We start from the raw sequence: 18,271 nt of genomic DNA, 5'->3' as shown, positions 1-18,271 counted from the left end.
GTCCTACCCCTGTGATTCCCCGGTGCCGGACGCCTCGGTGGCGTTGCCCTCCGGACCGGTGGCTCCCGTGGCCGATCCCCCGGCCTGCGCCGGTTCGGCCAGCGCGTGATTCTGATTCAAACCGGGCCTGCGCGCAACCAGCTTTGCGGGGTCGCGCATGTCGAAGCGCAGCCAGCCGCGCCCGAGCAGCGGCCGCGAACCGTCCATCGCGGCAAACTTCATCAGCGCCGCCCCGGCCCCTTCCTCCGGAAGCGCCAGCGTCTCGCCGCTGTCGAAGGTCAGGTCCCAGCGCCGATTGCCGATCCAGGTCGCCGCCTTCACCCGCGGCTTCAGCGCCGGTGCGGCCGACAGCAGCGCCTGATAGGCAGGCTCCTGAAGGTTGGCACCCGGCCCGATGATCAACGGCAGGTCGGGCATCGCCTCGGCCCGCACCGGCTCGAGCAGCACACCGCCCGCGTCGATGAGGGTCAGCTGGCCATTGTCCTGCCACACCGCCGCCGGACTGCGCTCCTCGATATCGACGAGCAGGGTGTCGGGCAGGCGGCGCGAAACATGCGCATCCTTGATCCAGCCATAGCGGAGCAGCTTGGCGCGCACATCCTCCAGATTGACGAGCGGCATCGCCCGGCTCTGCTGGTCGAGCGCGACGGCATAGACGGTCATCCGGTCCATGCGCTTCAGGCCGGTCACCTCGATCTGCTGGACGCGAAAACCGGCATGGCCCGCCTGTTCGGCGATCGCGGTGCCGATCATGCCGGGCACGCCGACCCAGGTCGCAACCGCCAGCGCGGCCGCCCCGGCCCCGCCCAGGATCGTCCAGGTGACGGCCTTCCGGATCGTGTCCTCGCCGACCGGCACCTTGGCCAGCAGCCGTTGCATCAGCGTGACGCGCTTCACCGGTTGGCGGCGGCGCGGCACCGGGCGGCGGACCGAGGTGCCGCGCTTGATCGTGCGGCTCATCCCGTGCGGTCCCGCGGGATCGGATTGTCGCGATACCAGTCCAACGCCTCGTCGACGATCGCCTGGACCAGCGTGTCGTAATCCATGCCGACATGGCGACCCTGTTCGGGCACCAGGCTGAGCGGGGTCATGCCCGGCTGGGTGTTGATTTCCAGCAGGAACAGACCGTCGACGCCGCGCTCATCGTCCCAGCGGAAATCGGAGCGCGAGGCCCCGCGACAGCCCAGGATACGATGTGCCTCCAGCGCCAGCGACTTGCACGCCTCCGCGATCACATCGGGAATCTGCGCGGGGCAGACATGCTCGGTCAGGCCGTCGGTGTATTTGGCGTCGAAATCATACCAGCCATTCTTGGGCTTCAGCTCGGTCACGCCCAGCGCGCGGCTGCCCAGCACGGCGGTGGTCAACTCGCGACCCCGGATATAGGGTTCGGCCAGCAATTCCTCGAACTCGGCCCAGGGGCCCGCCACATCGCGGCCGATCGGGCTGCCATGGTTGCTGGTGTCGGTGACGATCGCGACACCGACCGACGAGCCTTCGTTGACCGGCTTCAGCACATAGGGGCGTGGCAGCGGATCACCGGCGAACAGATCCTCCGTCTTGACGATCCGGCCGCCGGGCATCGGAATGCCGTGCGGCACCAGGGCCTGCTTGGTCAGAACCTTGTCGATCGCGATGACCGAGGTGGCGAGCCCCGAATGGGTGTAGGGAATGCCCATCAGGTCGAGCATGCCCTGCACCGTCCCGTCCTCGCCGGGCGAACCGTGCAGCGCGTTGAAGACGAGATCGGGCTTGGCCTCGACCAGTTTCGCCGCGACATCGCGGCCCATGTCGATCCGGGTGACACGGTGGCCGCCCCGTTCCAGCGCGTCGGCGACACCCGCGCCCGACATCAGCGACACCGGCCGCTCCGCCGACCAGCCGCCCATCAGAACCGCGACATGGATTGGATTGGTCACTTCGCGATTCCCACTCGTTGAATTTCCCATTCGAGGCAAATGCCCGACTGGGCCTTTACTTTGGCGCGGACCTCCTCGCCCAGCGCCTCGATCTCCGCCGCCGTGGCGTTGCCCAGGTTGAGCAGGAAGTTGCAATGCTTCTCCGACACCTGTGCATCGCCCCGCGTCATCCCGCGACAACCCGCCGCATCGACCAGCGCCCAGGCCTTGTGGCCTTCGGGATTCTTGAAGGTCGAACCGCCGGTCTTCGAGCGTAGCGGCTGCGACGCCTCGCGCGCGGCGGCGATGCGGTCCATCTCGGCCTGGATCGCGGCTGGCTCGGCGGCGTGGCCGCGAAAGACCGCCTCGACCACCACCGTTCCGTCGGTCAGGTTGGAGTGGCGATAGGTGTATTCCAGATCAGCGACGCCCAGCGTCTCAACCATGCCGTCGCGCCGGACGATCGTGGCGGACACCAGCACATCGGCCACCTCGCGGCCATAGGCCCCGCCGTTCATCCGCACGAAGCCGCCGACCGTGCCGGGGATCGAGCGCAGGAACTCCAGCCCGCCAATGCCCGCATCGCGCGCGTTGGACGAGACGAGGATACCCGACGCACCACCGCCACAGGTGATCAGGTGCCCCTCCCCTGCCCGCGCATAGGCAAAGGGCTTGCCCAGCCGCACGACCACGCCCTGCACGCCGCCATCGCGCACGATCAGGTTGGAGCCGAGCCCCAGCGCCATGACCGGCACTTGCCCATCCAGCGCGCGCATGAAGGCCGACAGGTCGTCGACACTCTTCGGCTCCAGCAGATATTCGGCCGGTCCGCCCGCCTTGAACCACACGAGCGGCGCCAGCGGCGCGCCCGGAGTCAGTCGGCCGGCGGTATCGGGCAGGGTCATCGGCGCGCCTCGATGGCGCTTGCCAGGCCCGCCGCCCATTTCGTGATGTCGCCCGCGCCCAGGCAGACGATCATGTCGTCCGCCCGGATCGAGCCCGCCAGTTCCTGGGCCAGCGCATCGGCATCCGCGACGGTCGCGGTCGAGCGATGCCCGCGCCGCTTCAGCCCTTCGACCAGCGCATCGGCATCGACCCCCTCGATCGGCGCCTCGCCCGCCGCGAAGACCGGCGTCACCAGCACGCGGTCGGCGTCGTTGAAGGCGGTCTGGAAGTCCTCCATCAGATTGCCGAGCCGGGTGAAGCGATGCGGCTGCACCACCGCGATCACGCGACCGCGCGCGCCTTCACGCGCAGCGGCCAGCACCGCGCGGATTTCGACCGGGTGATGACCATAATCGTCGATCACGGTCGCGACGCCGCCGTGCACCGCGATCTCGCCGACCTTGGTAAAGCGCCGCTTGACCCCGCCGAACTGGCTGAAGCCCTGCTGGATCGTCGCATCGTCGATGCCCAGCTCCAGCGCGACGCCGATCGCGGCCAATGCGTTCTGGACATTGTGGCGGCCGGGCATGGGCAGCTCGATCCCCTCGATCGAGCGACTGGAGCCGTCGCGGTGGCGGATGATCGCCTCGAACCGGTTGCCACCGGGGATCGGCGTGACGTTGACGCCGCGCACATCGGCCTGCGCCGAAAAGCCATAGGTCACGACGCGCCGGTCGCGCACCCGCGGCAGGATGTTCTGCACCTCCGGATGGTCGAGGCAGAGCAAGGCCGCGCCGTAGAAGGGCACATTCTCGACGAACTCGACGAACGCGTCCTTCACCCGGTCGAACGAACCGTAATGGTCGAGATGCTCGGGATCGATATTGGTCACGACCGCGATCGTGCCGTCGAGCCGCAGGAAGCTGCCGTCGCTTTCGTCCGCCTCCACGACCATCCAGTCGGAGGCACCCAGCCGCGCGTTCGAGCCATAGCTGTTGATGATGCCGCCATTAATGACGGTCGGATCGACCCCGCCCGCATCCAGCAAAGCCGCGACCATCGAGGTCGTCGTGGTCTTGCCATGCGTGCCCGCCACCGCGACAGTGGACTTCAACCGCATCAACTCGGCCAGCATCTCCGCCCGGCGCACCACGGGGATGCGGCGTTCCAGCGCGGCTTCGACTTCGGGATTGGAGCGGGTGATCGCGGTGGAGGTGACGACCACCGCCGCCTCGCCCAGATTGTCCGCCGCGTGCCCGATGGCGACGGGAATGCCCTTGGCGCGCAGCCCCTGCACCACATAACCCTCGGCCACGTCGGAGCCTTGTACCCGGTAGCCGAGATTCTTCATCACCTCGGCAATGCCTGACATGCCGATGCCGCCGATCCCGACGAAGTGGATCGTGCCGATATCCGTGGCGACGCCCTTCATGCGCCTGCTCCCGCCAAGTTCTGAGTATGTTGTGACTTGCCGACCGGCAAAACCATGCGTGGGCTGTCCAGGCTCTCGACCAGATCGGCCAGATCCCGCGCCGCTTCGGGCCGACCGCAGCCGCGTGCGCGGCCCGCCGCATTTTCCAGCGCCGCCGGGTCGAGGCCCAGCTTCTGCATCTGCTTGGCCAGTTCGATGGCGGTGAAGTCGCTTTGCGCGATGGTCCGTGCGCCGCCTGCCTTGGTCATCTCGCGCGCGTTGGCGGCCTGGTGATCGTCGGTGGCGGAGGGCAGCGGCACCAGGATCGCCGGGCGACCCGCCACCGTCAGCTCGGCCAGCGTCGAGGCCCCCGCCCGCGCGATCACCAGATGCGCCCAGGCCAGTTGTTCGGGCAGGTCGGGCAGATAGGTGGCGAGTTCGGCGGGAATCTCATGCTCGGCATATTTGGCCCGCACCGCCTCGATATCCTCGATCCGTGCCTGATGCGTCACCTGCAACCGCCGCCGGAAGGTGACGGGCAGCATGGCGAGGCCATCGGGCACTACCTTGGACAGGATGCTCGCCCCCTGGCTGCCGCCGGTCACCAAGACACGGAAGATGCCGTCCTCTTCCAGCAGCGGATAGGGGCGCGAACGAAGCGCCAGTACCTGGTCGCGCACCGGATTGCCGACCAGCCGGGTCTTGTCGCCATGCTTGGCGCTCAGCCGCTGCGTATCCTCATAGGACAAGGCGATCGCATCGACCTTGCCCGCGACCAGCCGGTTGACCCGGCCCAGCACGGCGTTCTGCTCGTGGATCGCGGTCGGGATGCCTTCCGCAAACGCGGCCAGCAGCGCGGGCATCGCCGGATAGCCGCCAAAGCCGATCACCGCCGCCGGGCGGAAGGTCTTGTAGAGCTCGCGCGCCATCGCCCGGCCGCGCCACATCTCGCGCAGCGCCTTGGCCCAGCCGACCGGCCCGCCCGCAAAGCGCCCGGCGGGCAGGACGTGCGTCTGGATATCCTCGAACAGCCCCGGAAAGCGCACGCCGCGCGCGTCCGAGACCAGCGCCACGCGGTGGCCGCGCCGGGTCAACTCGGCCGCCAGCGCGGCGGCGGGAACCATGTGGCCGCCGGTACCCCCGGCGGCGAGGACGAAGTGTCGGCTCATTGCCCGCTCCACCTGACTACATAGGGGCTGCGCGTCAGGAACGGGTTGCGCCGCGTGAACGCCAGCAACAACCCCATCCCGATCGACAGCGCGATCATCGACGAGCCGCCATAGCTGATGAACGGCAGGGTCATGCCCTTGGACGGGGCCAGCCCCGTATTCACCGCCATCGAGATCAGCGCCTGCGCGCCGAACTGCACCGCCAGCCCGGAGGCTGCGTAGAGCTTGAACTCGTCCTGCTCGTCAAGCAGCTTCACGAACACGCGCACCACGATCGCCAGGAAGACGAGCGCGATGATCGAACAGGCGATCAGGCCGAACTCCTCGCCGATCACCGAGAAGATATAGTCGGTATGCGCCTCGGGCAGGCCGAACTTGGCCGAACCGCCACCCGGCCCGGTGCCGGTCCATCCGCCCGCGGTCAGCGTGTTGTGGGCCGCATTGACTTGGAAATGGTCCGCCGCGCCCTCGCCATCGACATCGGGGAACAGGAATGCATTGATGCGGCTGCGCGCCACGCCATAGAACATATAGGCCGCCGTCAGGCCGACCGGCACCATCGCCGCCAGCCCCAGCAACACGCGCATCGACGTGCCAGAGATCATCAGCAGCGCGGCCCAGATCACGCAGAACACGATCGTCTGGCCGAAATCGGGCTGAAGCATCAGCAGCCCGGCGACCAGCCCGGTCAGCCCCATGGTAATCAGCGTCGCGGGCAGGTCACGCTCCTTGGCCTTCAGCGACAGCAGCCAGGCGGTGGTGACGACGAACATCGGCTTCAGAAACTCGGACGGCTGGAACTGGGCAAAGCCGAAGCCGATCCAGCGCCGCGCACCGTTGATCTCCACCCCGATAAAGGGCGTGACCGCCAGGATGGCGATCAGCACCCCCGTTCCCAGCACCGCCATGCGCCGCGCGGTCACCACCGGCAGCATCGAGACGGTGAACAGCACGGGCAGCGAGACGCCGACCCACATCACCTGTCGCCAGAAATAATAGAGCGGCGTGAACTTCCGATGCTCGCCCGAATAGCGCATCGCGGTGGCCGGGCTGGCGGCCGCGACCGCGATCAGGCCGATCGCGATCAGGAACAGGGTGAGCAGCAGCAGCACCCGGTCGATATCCCAGAACCAGGTGCCCAGCGGCGAGCGATCGCCACGCCCGCCACGCCCCTTCATCGATCCGATGAGGCCAGGGCGCGGGGCGGTCTTGGCCGTGCGTTCCTTCACGCCAAGGCCTCCACGGCGGCCCGGAAAGCATCCCCGCGCGCTTCATAATCGCGGAACTGGTCGAAGCTGGCGCAGGCCGGGGACAGCAGCACCGTGTCGCCAGGCTGCGCGGCGGCGGCGGCATGGGCGACCGCCGCCTCCAGCGTGCCGGATTGCTCGACCACGGGAACCTTGTCCTTCAACAGGTCGAAGAAGGTCTGTGCTGCCTCGCCGATGGTATAGGCCGCGACGACATGGCCCAAATGCGGTGCGCAGGCGTCGAGATCGTCGCCCTTGCGCTTGCCGCCGACGATCCAATGGACGCGCGGGAAAGCCGCCAGTGCGGGGGCGGTGGATTCGGGATTGGTCGCCTTGGAGTCGTTGACGAACGCCACGCCGTTCCGGGTCGCGACATGCTGCATCCGGTGCGGCAGGCTGGCATAGGTGCGGAGTGCCGTTTCAACGATATCAGCATGAATGCCCAGTGCGAGCGCAACGGCGCGAGCCGCAAAGACATTCTCTGCGTTGTGCGGCCCCTGCAAGGCTGGCCAGTTCGCCTGTTCCGGCCAATCCAGCGGCACGCCGCACACCCGCTTCGTCCAACTGCCCGGTCCATCGGATATATCTAGAAGACGGCTGTGCAGGCTCTCATCATCGGCCGCGAGTACGCCTTCATGGTCATGCGTCTGCATGGCGAAAAGCCGCAGCTTGCTGTCGATGTAACCCGCAAACCCGTCATAGCGGTCGAGATGATCGGGCGTGATGTTGAGCAGCACCGCGACGTCGCAATCCAGGCTCTGCGTCAGGTCGATCTGATAGCTGGACAGCTCCAGCACATAGACGCCGCCCTCGGGCAGAGGCTCCTGCCCCAGGATCGGCAGGCCGATATTGCCGCCCATCAGGGTCGGCACGCCCGCCGTCTTCAGTATGTGGTGGACCAGTGCGGTCGTGGTCGACTTGCCGTTGGTGCCGGTAATGCCGACGACCTTGTGCGGCGGCAGGTCCTTGCGTCCTTGCGCGAAGAGTTCGATGTCGCCGATCACCGGCACGCCCGCTTCCCGAGCGGCCGCGGCCAGCGGATGGGTGTTCAGCGGCACGCCCGGCGACACGACCAGCGCATCGAAACCGGACAGGTCGATGGTCTCGAGATCGGCGATCACCAGATCCTCCCCGGCACGGGGAGGGGGACCGCCAGCCGGAGGCTGGTGGTGGAGGGGGGCTTCGGCAAAGGATGCCCCTCGCGCCCCCCCCCCTCCACCAGCTTCGCTGGTCCCCCTCCCCGTGCCGGGGAGGATAACATCACGCTTGGCGGGATCGCTGTCCCACGCCACCACGCTCGCCCCACCAGCCAGCAGCGCCGAAACGGTCGCGGCGCCGGAGCGTGCGAGCCCCAGCACCGCGTAACGTTTCCCCGCCCAGTCGCGCGCGACGATCATCGCAGCTTCAACGTCGACAGGCCCGCCAGCGCCAGCACGAAGGCGATGATCCAGAAGCGGATCACCACCGTCGGTTCCGACCAGCCGAGCTGTTCGAAATGATGGTGGATCGGCGCCATGCGGAACACCCGCTTGCCGGTCCGCTTGTAGAAGAACACCTGGATGATCACCGACATCGCCTCGACCACGAACAGGCCGCCGATGATGCCCAGCACGATCTCGTGATGCGCGACGACCGCGATGGTGCCGAGCGCGCCGCCCAGCGCCAGGCTGCCGGTGTCGCCCATGAACACCGCCGCCGGGGGCGCGTTGAACCACAGGAAGGCAAGGCCCGCCCCCACCACCGCGCCGCAGAAGATCGCCAACTCGCCCGCACCCGGCACATGCGGGATGCCCAGATAATCAGCGAACTTCACGTTGCCCGCCAGATAGACGATCACCATGAACGCGACGCTGGCGATGATGACCGGCATGGTCGCGAGGCCATCGAGCCCGTCGGTCAGGTTCACCGCATTGCCGAACGCCACGATCGTGAAGGCGGCGAACAGCGGGTAGAAATAGCCGAGGTCAATGTACATGCGCGAGGTGAAGGGCAGGTACAGGTGCGGCCCGTTCTGCCCCATGATGATCCACGCCGCGATGCCGGCAATGGCGAACTCCAGCAGCAGCCGGGTCTTGCCCGACACACCCGCCGTCGAGGCCTTTCGCACCTTGTCGTAATCGTCGAGGAAACCGATCGCGCCGAAGCCCAGCGTGACGAACAGGCACGCCCAGACGAACGGATTGAAGACGTTCATCCAGATCAGGATGGACAGCGTCATGCTGGTCAGGATCATCAGCCCGCCCATGGTCGGCGTGCCGCGCTTGGCGAGGTGGGTCTGCGGCCCGTCGGCGCGGATCGGCTGCCCCTTGCCCTGACGGACGCGCAGCCAGCCGATGAAGCGCGGCCCGATGATCAGGCCGATCAGCAAGGCGGTCGCGACCGTCGCGCCGGTCCGGAACGACTGGTAACGGATGAGGTTGAGAAGCCCCGGAAACCCGAGATGCTCCGCGATCCAGTACAGCATCTAACTCACGCCCCGCCCGTTGGGATGTCGCCGCGCAGGGCCGCCACGACACGCGACAGCCCGACCCCGTTCGACCCCTTTATCAGCACCACGTCATCGGGTGCGATGATAGCGGCCAGCGCCTCGCGCGCGGCCTTCGCGTCCGCCACATGAACGAAATCGACCCGCCCCTCAAGCACGGCGGCCAAAGGCGCCATCGATTCGCCGACCAGCAACGCCCGTTCGACGCGCGCCGCCACGATCGGCTCGGCCAGACCGGTGTGATAGTCGGCGGAGTCCTCGCCCAGTTCGCGCATCTCGCCCAGCACCGCGACATGGCGGCCCGGCTCCTCGGCCAGCACGGCCAGCGTGGCGCGCATCGAGGCGGGATTGGCGTTGTAGCTTTCGTCGATGATCAGCGCACCATTGGCCGCACGGAAGCGCGCACCGCGCCCGGCAAGCCCACCCAGCTCGGCCAGCGCCAGCCCGGCCAGCCCCAGGTCGCCGCCCGCCGCATCGACCGCCGCCAGCACCGCGAGCGCATTGGACACCCAATGCCTGCCCGGCTGCGACAGGGTGAAGTTCAGTTCCTTGTCGCCCAGCCTGGCGGTGACGAAGCTGCCGCCGTTCGCGCTGCGGATCGCCTCGACCGCGCGGACATCGGCGGCGGGATCGAAGCCGAAGGTCACGATCCGGTCGGCATAGGGTCTGGCCGCGGCGATCAGGCGGTCACGATGAGGGCTGTCATAGGGAATGATCGCGGTACCGCCGGGCTGTAGCCCCTGGAAGATCTCTCCCTTGGCGTCGGCGATGGCGGACTCGTCGGGGAAAAACTCGGTATGGGCGGGCGCGATGGCGGTGACGATCGCGATATGCGGGCGCACTATCGCGGTCAGCGCGGACAGCTCCCCCGCATGGTTCATCCCCATCTCGAACACGCCCGCACGAACGCCCCGCGGCATCCGCGCAAGGCTGAGCGGCACGCCGGTATGGTTGTTGTAGCTCTTGACCGAGCGGTGCACCCGCCCCCGCCAGCCGCGATCGAGCGCGGCAAAAAGCGCTTCCTTCGCGCTGGTCTTGCCGACCGAACCGGTGACGCCGATGATCGTCGCGTCGGTGCGCGCGCGACTGGCACGGGCCAGGTCTTCCAGTGCGTGGAAGCTGTCGGTCACACGGACATGGGGATGCCCGGTCGCATTACTAACCAGCGCGCCCGCCGCCCCTTGCACGAACGCCTGGTCGAGGAAGCGATGGCCATCGGTCGCCTCGCCCAGCATCGCGACGAACAGGTCGCCGGGACCGACCTCACGGCTGTCGAAAGCGACACCCGAGACGGTGAAGTCGGCGGACGCAGTGCCACCGGTCGCGGCGGCGATCTCTGCGGCGGTCCACAGGGTCATTTGCGCTCACCCCCCGGCTTGGCCCCGTAATGGAGCGACAGCTTGGGGCGGACACGCGGCGCCGCCTCGGGCTGGGCGGTGTCGGCATGGGGTGGCTGGGGTGTCTTGGTCGGATGTTGGACGGTCATGCCGCACACTCCCGCGCCACGGTCACATCGTCGAAGGGCAGGACGAGGTCGCCGACGATCTGGCCCTGTTCATGCCCCTTGCCCGCGATCAGGACGATATCCTGCTCGCCCGCCTCGGCGATGGCGGCCGCGATGGCCGCGCGGCGATCGCCAATCTCGATCGCGCCGGTCGCACCGCGCATCACCTGCGCACGGATCGCGGCGGGGTCTTCGGTACGGGGGTTGTCGTCGGTCACGATCACCCGGTCGGCCTGCATCGAGGCGACCTGTCCCATCGCTTCGCGCTTGCCCGGATCGCGGTCGCCGCCCGCGCCCAGCACCACGATCAGTCGCCCGCCCGCATGGGGCTTGAGCGCGGAGATCGCCGCCTCGATCGCGTCGGGGGTATGGGCATAGTCGACATAGACCGGCGCGCCGCTCCGCGCGATGGCGGCGCGCTCGAGTCGCCCGCGCACCGGCTGCAACCGGGCCAGATTGGACAGCGTCGTCGTGATATCGCCGCCGGTCGCCAGCACCAGCCCGGCCGACACCAGCGCATTGGCCGCCTGATAGGCGCCGATCAGCGGCAACTGCACCTTGTGGGTGACGCCGTGTTCGTCCTCGATCACCAGGCCCTGGCCCAGCAGGGTCGGATGCCGCTCGACCAGCTTCAGCGTCGAGCCGCGCGTGCCGACCGTTACCAGCTTGTTGCCGCGCGCCCGCGCCAGGTCGATCACCCGGCCGCTATGGACGTCATCGGCCCAGACGACCGCCGTCCCCTCGGGCGACAGCACTTCGGAGAACAGCCGCATCTTGGCCGCCAGATACGCGCCCATGTCGCCATGATAGTCGAGGTGATCGCGCGACAGGTTGGTGAACGCCGCCGCCGACACCTCCAGCCCCTCGGTCCGATACTGGGTCAGGCCGTGGCTCGACGCCTCGAACGCCAGATGGGTGACGCCCTCGCGCGCCAGCCCGGCGACGTTCGACAGGAAGGTCACGACGTCGGGCGTGGTCAGGCCGGTATAGGTCCGCTCGTCGGCGGTGGTGACGCCCAGCGTGCCGATCGAGGCCGCGTGTTGCCCCGCCATGCGCCAGAGCTGGCGCGTCATCTCGACGGTCGAGGTCTTGCCGTTGGTGCCCGTCACCGCCACGGCGGTGGCCGGGAACGGCGCGAAGAACGCCGCCGCCAGCCGGGCGAATACCGCGCGCGGCTCGTCCGAGGCGATGTGGACCGCGCCCTCGACGCGCACCTCGGGCCGGGCGACGACGGCCACCGCACCGCTGCGCACCGCATCGGCGATGAAGTCCTCGCCATTCACCCGCGCGCCCTGGAACGCGCCGAAGATGGTGCCCGGCGCGACCTTGCGATGGTCGATCGCGAAACCGGAGACGAGGGCGTCGCCGCCCTCGCCCGTGATATCATGGTCCAGTTGGTTCAGCTTCATGCCGCGCCCCTTATCGTCCATCCACCGGCGGCGCCTTGGGATCCTGCCACAGGGTCGGCAGGATGTCCGATACGTCCACGTCCTTGTTGGCGTCGGGCACGACGCCCAGCATCGCGCCGACCCGCGTGATCGTCCGTCCCACCACCGGGGCCGCGTTCCAGGCTGCGGTCTTCCACCCTCCGGTCTCCTTCGTCCCCTTTGGCGAGTCGAGCATCGCCAGCACCACATAGCGCGGCGCATCCATCGGGAACGCCGCCGCAAAGGTAGCCACGTTGCGCGACCGATCATAGCCGCCCGCGACCGCCGCCTCGGCGGTGCCGGTCTTGCCCCCCACGCGGTAGCCGGGCGCATCGCCCTTGCGTCCCGTGCCGCGCATCACGATCAGGCGCAACATCTGGCGCATCCGCGCACTGGTCGCCTCGCTGATCACGCGGCGGCCCGCGGCACCATGACCCGGCTCGACCTTCATCAGCGTCGCGGGCCGCCAGATGCCGCCATTGACCAAAGTAGCATAGGCCGAGGCCAGATGCAGCGGCGTCACCGCGATGCCATGGCCATAGGCGGTGGTCATCGTCGTCGTGCGCGCCCAATAGGTCGGCAGCAGCGGACGGCCCTTCTCCCGCAGCTCGATATCCGGCTTGGTATCGAAGCCCAGTTTCTTGAACATCGTCTGCATCCGCTGCGGCCCGATCTCGTCGGCGATGCGCGCGGTGGCGATGTTGGACGAATAGATCAGCGTCTCGGCCATGTTCAGCCAGCGCTTGGGGTCGCCCTGTTCGTCATGGATGGTATAGCCGCCGACCTTCAGCGGATGGGTCGCATCGAAGCGCCGCGCCATCGAGGTCACGACACCGTTCTCCATCGCCACCGCCATGGTGATCGGCTTGAAGGTCGACCCCAGTTCGAACACGCTCTGCGTGGTGATGTTGCGCAGTTCCTCGGTGCCCGCCATGCCGACCCGGTTCGGGTTGAAGGTGGGCAGCGAGACCATCGCGATCACCTCGCCGGTGTGCACGTCCAGGATGATGCCACCGCCGCCCCGCGCCGAGAAGGTGTTCATCGCCCGGCCGAGTTCGCTCTCCAGCGCGGCCTGTGCACGGGTGTCGATCGACAGCGCGACGGGCTTGCCCGCCTGCGCCGGGTTGAGCAGCCGCTCGTCGAGCACACGCTCCATGCCGCTCATCCCGTGCCCATCGGTCGACAGGAAGCCGAGCGCGTGGGCGGCGAGCGCCGATTGCGGGTACAGGCGCTGCGTCTCGCGGTCGAAGACCAGGCCGGGCTCGCCGATGGCATTGACCTGCTCGACCAGCGTGGGACTGGCGCGGCGTTGCAGGTAGACGAAATTCGCCTTGCGGGTCAGCTGGTTGTAGAACCAGGCCTGGTCACCGCGATCGGGCATCAGCGCGGCCAGGCGTGCGGCGACCTCCATCGGGTCGCCGATCAGCTTCTTCGGATGGACCGCGATCGTCCAGCTATCGATCGTGCGGGCCAGCGGCGCGCCGTTGCGGTCGACGATATCGCCGCGCGCCGCCAGCGTGGCGGTCCGCGTCGCCGCATCGGCGGGTCCGGCGAACACCGCCAGCAGCATCAGCCGCCCGATCACGACGAGCACCGCCGCGCCGAACAACATCATCAGCATCATCAGACGCATATGCGTCGTCGCGACCAGCGCGTGGCGCTGGCCGGCGGTACGCTGCGTTCCGACGGGACGCGCGACCAGAACGCTCAACGCCGCCGCCGCGATTCGGTCTTGGCGCCTTTCAGAATGTCGCCCAGCGTCGTGTCGGACAATAGCTGGCGGTCGAGCATCGCGACCGCCTGCGGCCGGACCTTCGCCACGGCGGCGGCGGTGCGCACGGTGGCGATCGGGGCGGGCTTGGCCGCCTTGGAGACGACGACGCGCTCGGAAACGGCCTTCACGACCTGCGGCTTGGGCAGGTCGACCTTGGCCAAGCGCACGACGGGGGCGGGTGCGTTGGGCTTGGCGGGCGCGGGCGCGGTCGTGGCGGCGGCGAGGGCGACGGCTTCGGCGGCGGGGGGAGCGACCGGAGCGGGCTGCGACGGCACCAGCAGCGCGGCGGTCTGCACGGTCCCGGGGGCGGGGCCATGCGTGACGTCGAGCGAGGCCAGCTGCGCCTCGTCACCCACGAACTGCCCGGCGATCGGCGCAGTTAGGGCCAGCGTGTCGCCGTTCCACTTCTCCAGCTGCACCAGGTTGGCGCGGGTGTCGAACTCGGTCTCCAGCGCGCGAATGTCACGCTGGGCGGTGGCGATGCGGGCGTTGACGTCGTCGAGCTTCTTTCGCTCCGCCGCCACCTGCAAGGACACAAGGTAGAAGCCCAGGACCACTGCCACGCAGCTCCCGAACCACCCTATCCCCTTGAACCGATACGCCGCCGTCATACGCCAAACTCCTGACTCAACTCGCCCCCCGGCGCCCCGTCCCGTCCCCCTGCCACAGACTGTCCCACCGACCAGGCGGGGGATTCCGTACGCGTCGCAAAACGCAGCGTCGCCGAACGCGCGCGCGGATTGCGGGCCAACTCTACCTCTCCGGCACGCACCGCCTTGCCGACCTGGGCAAAGCTGGGTGCCCGCGCCGCCGCCTGTTCGGGCATATGGCGCGACCCGCCCGGCATCTGCCCGGCGCGCTCGCGGAAGAAGCGCTTGACCATGCGATCTTCCAGACTGTGAAACGTGACCACGACCAGGCGACCGCCCGGCTTCAACGCACGCTCGGCCGCGGCCAGCCCTTCGGCCAGCTCGTCCAGTTCGCGGTTCACATGGATGCGGATCGCCTGGAAGGTCCGCGTCGCCGGATCCTTCTTGTCGTGCGGACGGTAGCCGAGCGCCCGGCGCACGACGGCGGCCAGTTCGCCGGTACGGGTCAACGGCCGCGCGGCGACGATCGCCTGCGCGACGCGGCGCGAGCGCGGCTCTTCGCCATAATGATAGAGGACGTCGGCGATCGCGGCTTCGTCGGCGGTGTTCAAGAAATCGGCCGCCGACTCGCCCGCCTGCGCCATGCGCATGTCGAGCGGGCCGTCACCCTGGAAGGAAAAGCCGCGCTCCGCCTGGTCGAGCTGCATCGAGGACACCCCGATGTCCAGCACCACGCCGTCGACACGGGCGTCGAGTTCCTGATCAAGGCCGGAAAACTCGCGGTGGACCAGGGCCAGCCCCGGCTCGGCGGCGACCAGCGCCTGGCCATTGGCGATCGCGTCGGGATCGCGATCGAAGGCGATGACTTTCGCGCCCCGGCCCAGCATGGCGCGGGTATAGCCACCCGCGCCGAACGTGCCGTCGACATGCGTCTCACCGGGGGCGATGGCGAGCGCGTCGAGGACTTCGTCAAGCAGGACGGGAATGTGCGGGGCGTCGTTCGGGGCAGCACTCACAAGGCGATGCCCTTTTCCTGGCAGTGGAAACGCGCCGCCGAGATCATCTTTGCGGGCAGGCCGGGGGTGTCGACCAGCGTCTTGGGATCCCAGATTTCGATATAGTCGAACGTGCCCCAGAAAAAGGCGTGCCCCGCGATCCCCGCGTGAAAGCGTGGAAAGCCCGGCATGATGAAACGGCCCGACCCGTCGAAGGGCACGGCCTCGCCATTCGCCAGATCGCGCTTGATATTATAGTCGATACGGCCGTCCGGCCCACGCGACATCTCGGTCCGCGCGTCCAGTTCCTGTTTCAGCACGGCAACATAACCCGGGTCATACGCGATCAGGCAGCGCTCGGTTTCATGGACAGCGATGATGATGGTCCCGCCATCTTTTCCGTCGGGGCGCGGCGCATTTTGAGCCAGCGTGGATCGGAGCGCATTGGGAATGGCAACGCGACCCTTGTCGTCGACAAGGCCAATGCCACTTCCCTGATACAAACCCCTATCGGACACGCCAACCTCGCACATGGCGCGCAAGGCCTCACCGTCTCGGAATCCGACCATCGCCGCATTCCGACCATTTCTGGTCAACAGTGAGCCTGCCCCTCTGTTGGATTTGGTTTATCGACAGTGGAACCGGGAGGCAACGGGATTTTTGGGGATGATCGGGGAAACGGCCCCAGAATCGGCAGTTATGCGACGAACCACTGGCCGCATCTCGGGAATGCGCGCGCGCCGGAGACCTTGAAAATGTCGGAAATCCGCCATGCCCGATCGCCCGTCCCCGGATTTCCCCGGCACGAGCGACGGCAAAAGCGATCAGAGCAAACTTAATTTTTATTAAGCAAAAAGGCCGATTCGGACTCGGTTCCGCAGTCTTGCCATGTCCGACAAGAAAATCGCTCCGGCCGGCGTTTCCGGCCCGCTTCGCCTATGCTCAGCGCACAGGTGCGGCAGGGGCCTGGCTGTTTACCGGAGCGGGCGCAACGCCCAATTCGGCCAGTGGTTCGCTGACCGACGGGGTGGCGGTGTTGGTCGCAGTCATGTCCGCGACCATATTGGCCTGCGCCGCGGCAGCCGCAGCTGCGGGCGGTTCGTCTCGGTTGAGCGATCCCAGAATCGTGCTGGCGATGCCGATCAACAGGATCACCGCGGCAAGGCCGATCATGCCGACTTTGACACGCTGCATGATATGATGATGGTCGGGCGATTTCATGGGATGAAGCGTTACTATCCTGCGCACGGCGTCCTGTCGACCTCTGGCGCAGGGCAACGTCGCGCCTATAGCCCCTTCTCGGCCCGCCACTCCGGATTGTGGAGCGTGGAGAGGTAGCGAAACCCGGTATCGCACAAAATGGTTGCGATACGTTTGTCGGGCCCCAAAGCCTTTGCCAGCGCCACCGCGCCCGCGACGTTGATGCCCGAAGACAGGCCCAGGCACAGGCCCTCCTCGCTCAACAAACGCTGGACCCAGTACCAACCCTCGGCGTCCGAGAGACGGAATTGGGTATCGATCGGCGCACCTTCAAGGTTGGCAGTGATCCGCCCTTGGCCGATTCCCTCGGCGACCGAAGACCCTTCCGACTTCAACTCGCCATGCGCGTAATAGTCGTACAGCGCCGCGCCATGCGGATCGCTGAGCGCGATCGTCACCGATTCGTCGTGCGCCTTCAGCCCCAGGCCGACCCCGGCCAGCGTGCCGCCGGTCCCGGCCGCGCAGGTAAAGCCATCGATCCGTCCGCCCATCTGGTTCCAGATCTCTTCCGCCGTACCGACGATATGCGCACGCCGGTTGGCGATATTGTCGAACTGGTTGGCCCAGATGGCATTCTCGGTTTCCTCGGCGATCCGGCGCGAGGTGTGGACGAAATGGCAGGGGCTGGAATAGGGCGCGGCGGGCACCAGCACCAATTCGGCCCCCAGCGCGCGCAGCGTGTCCATCTTCTCCCGGCTCTGCGTCTCGGGCATGACGATGATCGTGCGATAACCCTTGGCATTGGCGACCAGCGCCAGACCGATGCCGGTATTGCCCGCCGTCCCCTCGACGATCGTGCCGCCGGGGCGCAGCAGCCCCCGCGCCTCGGCATCCTCGACGATGAACAGGGCGGCGCGATCCTTGACGCTCGCGCCGGGATTGGCAAATTCGCACTTGCCGTAAATGTCGCAGCCCGTGGCCTCGCTCGGCCCCTTCAGGCGAACGAGCGGGGTGTTGCCGATCAGGGCCAGCGTGTCGGAGATCACTTCCATGCCCGCTAGATGGCCCCTGCCCCGCTTTCGGGCAAGCAAAGCCTTGCTTGGGGGGCGGCAAGCGCGGGCAACATCCCACGCGATAGCGCTACCCCCTGCACGTCAATCCGTCGCGTAAATGTTGGACATGGACGCCGTGACGTGCAGGTCATGCTTGACGCCGGGTTGCTGCATTTGCGAAGCACCCAACCGCTATGAAGAGCCTCCTCCCAGTCCTGATCGCCGCACCGCTGCTCGCCCTGGCAGCCTGCAATTCCAAGCCCAGCCAGCCCGAGGTTGTCGACATCAACCCCGATCCCATGGCCAACGTCCTCGCCAACCGCGCACCGGTCGAGCTGCCGCCCGCCATCAAGGCGGAGAAGAGCTTCCGTTGCAAGGACAACAGCCTGGCCCTCGTCACCTTCTTCCAGGGTGACAAGCAGGCCAATGTCCGCCTGAAGGAAGGCGACACGCCCGTCGTGCTGAAGGCCCCGGCCGCCGGCGAGCCCCTGACCGCCGAGGGCGGCTGGAAGATGACCGGCAACGAGAAGTCGATCACCCTGACCACGCCGACCAAGGCCGCGCAGGTCTGTCACATCTGATTTCGTAGCGTCAGATTCGCCTTATCGCGGCCGGGCCACCGGTTGACGCACGA

The 18,271-nt window shown here is 67.7% G+C and carries 19 protein-coding genes; 2 read left to right on the top strand and 17 right to left on the bottom strand.

All coding sequences use genetic code 11. The annotated features are described in order from the left end of the window. Positions 1-3: 3 nt before the first annotated feature. The 15 genes from SOM26_RS06465 to SOM26_RS06395 are packed head-to-tail and all read right to left on the bottom strand — an operon-like array spanning position 4 to position 15,705. Entirely contained in the window at positions 4-960 is a 957-nt protein-coding gene (locus tag SOM26_RS06465) for a cell division protein FtsQ/DivIB (RefSeq protein WP_320451919.1), read from the bottom strand. Next, positions 957-1,919 carry a D-alanine--D-alanine ligase gene (locus SOM26_RS06460; protein ID WP_320451918.1) on the bottom strand — a complete coding sequence of 321 codons (963 nt, stop codon included), beginning with the start codon at positions 1,917-1,919 and terminating at the stop codon, positions 957-959. Before SOM26_RS06460 ends, SOM26_RS06465 begins: the two co-directional genes overlap by 4 nt. After that, a complete protein-coding gene (gene murB / locus SOM26_RS06455; protein ID WP_320451917.1) occupies positions 1,916-2,803 on the bottom strand; it encodes a UDP-N-acetylmuramate dehydrogenase in 888 nt (295 codons plus the stop codon). The genes SOM26_RS06460 and murB overlap by 4 nt, the downstream gene beginning before the upstream one ends. Then, positions 2,800-4,215: a UDP-N-acetylmuramate--L-alanine ligase gene (murC, locus tag SOM26_RS06450; RefSeq protein WP_320451916.1), complete on the bottom strand. Its 1,416-nt coding sequence runs from the start codon at positions 4,213-4,215 to the stop codon at positions 2,800-2,802. Before murC ends, murB begins: the two co-directional genes overlap by 4 nt. Beyond that, positions 4,212-5,363 carry an undecaprenyldiphospho-muramoylpentapeptide beta-N-acetylglucosaminyltransferase gene (murG, locus tag SOM26_RS06445; RefSeq protein ID WP_320451915.1) on the bottom strand — a complete coding sequence of 384 codons (1,152 nt, stop codon included), beginning with the start codon at positions 5,361-5,363 and terminating at the stop codon, positions 4,212-4,214. Before murG ends, murC begins: the two co-directional genes overlap by 4 nt. Beyond that, the gene (locus SOM26_RS06440; RefSeq protein WP_320452350.1) at positions 5,360-6,541 is read right to left on the bottom strand and encodes an FtsW/RodA/SpoVE family cell cycle protein; all 1,182 of its coding nucleotides are present in this window, start codon (positions 6,539-6,541) and stop codon (positions 5,360-5,362) included. Before SOM26_RS06440 ends, murG begins: the two co-directional genes overlap by 4 nt. A gap of 47 nt (positions 6,542-6,588) precedes the next feature. Further along, entirely contained in the window at positions 6,589-8,007 is a 1,419-nt protein-coding gene (murD, locus tag SOM26_RS06435; RefSeq protein WP_320451914.1) for a UDP-N-acetylmuramoyl-L-alanine--D-glutamate ligase, read from the bottom strand. After that, entirely contained in the window at positions 8,004-9,074 is a 1,071-nt protein-coding gene (gene mraY, locus SOM26_RS06430) for a phospho-N-acetylmuramoyl-pentapeptide-transferase (RefSeq protein WP_320451913.1), read from the bottom strand. The genes murD and mraY overlap by 4 nt, the downstream gene beginning before the upstream one ends. A 5-nt stretch (positions 9,075-9,079) precedes the next feature. Further along, positions 9,080-10,453 carry a UDP-N-acetylmuramoyl-tripeptide--D-alanyl-D-alanine ligase gene (locus tag SOM26_RS06425; RefSeq protein ID WP_320451912.1) on the bottom strand — a complete coding sequence of 458 codons (1,374 nt, stop codon included), beginning with the start codon at positions 10,451-10,453 and terminating at the stop codon, positions 9,080-9,082. Further along, positions 10,450-10,581, bottom strand: coding sequence for a hypothetical protein (locus SOM26_RS06420; RefSeq protein ID WP_320451911.1), 132 nt, complete (start codon positions 10,579-10,581; stop codon positions 10,450-10,452). Before SOM26_RS06420 ends, SOM26_RS06425 begins: the two co-directional genes overlap by 4 nt. Beyond that, positions 10,578-12,008 (bottom strand): UDP-N-acetylmuramoyl-L-alanyl-D-glutamate--2,6-diaminopimelate ligase, encoded by a 1,431-nt coding sequence (locus SOM26_RS06415; protein WP_320451910.1) that lies wholly within the window; start codon positions 12,006-12,008, stop codon positions 10,578-10,580. The genes SOM26_RS06420 and SOM26_RS06415 overlap by 4 nt, the downstream gene beginning before the upstream one ends. Before the next feature lie 10 nt (positions 12,009-12,018). Then, the gene (locus tag SOM26_RS06410) at positions 12,019-13,737 is read right to left on the bottom strand and encodes a peptidoglycan D,D-transpeptidase FtsI family protein (RefSeq protein WP_320451909.1); all 1,719 of its coding nucleotides are present in this window, start codon (positions 13,735-13,737) and stop codon (positions 12,019-12,021) included. Further along, entirely contained in the window at positions 13,734-14,363 is a 630-nt protein-coding gene (locus SOM26_RS06405) for a hypothetical protein (protein ID WP_320451908.1), read from the bottom strand. Before SOM26_RS06405 ends, SOM26_RS06410 begins: the two co-directional genes overlap by 4 nt. Before the next feature lie 44 nt (positions 14,364-14,407). Continuing rightward, entirely contained in the window at positions 14,408-15,406 is a 999-nt protein-coding gene (gene rsmH / locus SOM26_RS06400; protein ID WP_320451907.1) for a 16S rRNA (cytosine(1402)-N(4))-methyltransferase RsmH, read from the bottom strand. Next, positions 15,403-15,705, bottom strand: coding sequence for an MraZ C-terminal domain-containing protein (locus SOM26_RS06395; RefSeq protein ID WP_320451906.1), 303 nt, complete (start codon positions 15,703-15,705; stop codon positions 15,403-15,405). The genes rsmH and SOM26_RS06395 overlap by 4 nt, the downstream gene beginning before the upstream one ends. Positions 15,706-15,750: 45 nt before the next feature. Here SOM26_RS06395 and SOM26_RS06390 point away from each other — a divergent pair, with 45 nt between their 5' ends. Beyond that, entirely contained in the window at positions 15,751-15,987 is a 237-nt protein-coding gene (locus SOM26_RS06390; RefSeq protein WP_320451905.1) for a hypothetical protein, read from the top strand. A gap of 340 nt (positions 15,988-16,327) precedes the next feature. Here the strand turns inward: SOM26_RS06390 and SOM26_RS06385 are convergent, their stop codons facing one another. Together SOM26_RS06385 and SOM26_RS06380 are read right to left on the bottom strand one after the other, a co-directional pair. After that, positions 16,328-16,579, bottom strand: a complete 252-nt coding sequence (locus tag SOM26_RS06385) for a hypothetical protein (RefSeq protein ID WP_320451904.1) — start codon at positions 16,577-16,579, stop codon at positions 16,328-16,330. A 92-nt stretch (positions 16,580-16,671) separates the two neighbouring features. Next, positions 16,672-17,637 carry a cysteine synthase A gene (locus tag SOM26_RS06380; RefSeq protein WP_320451903.1) on the bottom strand — a complete coding sequence of 322 codons (966 nt, stop codon included), beginning with the start codon at positions 17,635-17,637 and terminating at the stop codon, positions 16,672-16,674. 194 nt (positions 17,638-17,831) lie between these two features. Here SOM26_RS06380 and SOM26_RS06375 point away from each other — a divergent pair, with 194 nt between their 5' ends. Continuing rightward, positions 17,832-18,218 (top strand): hypothetical protein, encoded by a 387-nt coding sequence (locus SOM26_RS06375; RefSeq protein WP_320451902.1) that lies wholly within the window; start codon positions 17,832-17,834, stop codon positions 18,216-18,218. Positions 18,219-18,271: the final 53 nt, after the last annotated feature.

This window comes from Sphingomonas sp. CFBP8993, assembly GCF_034044895.1.
In the GTDB taxonomy this organism is placed as follows: Bacteria; Pseudomonadota; Alphaproteobacteria; order Sphingomonadales; family Sphingomonadaceae; genus Sphingomonas.
This window is presented reverse-complemented; position numbering and strand designations above follow the sequence as displayed.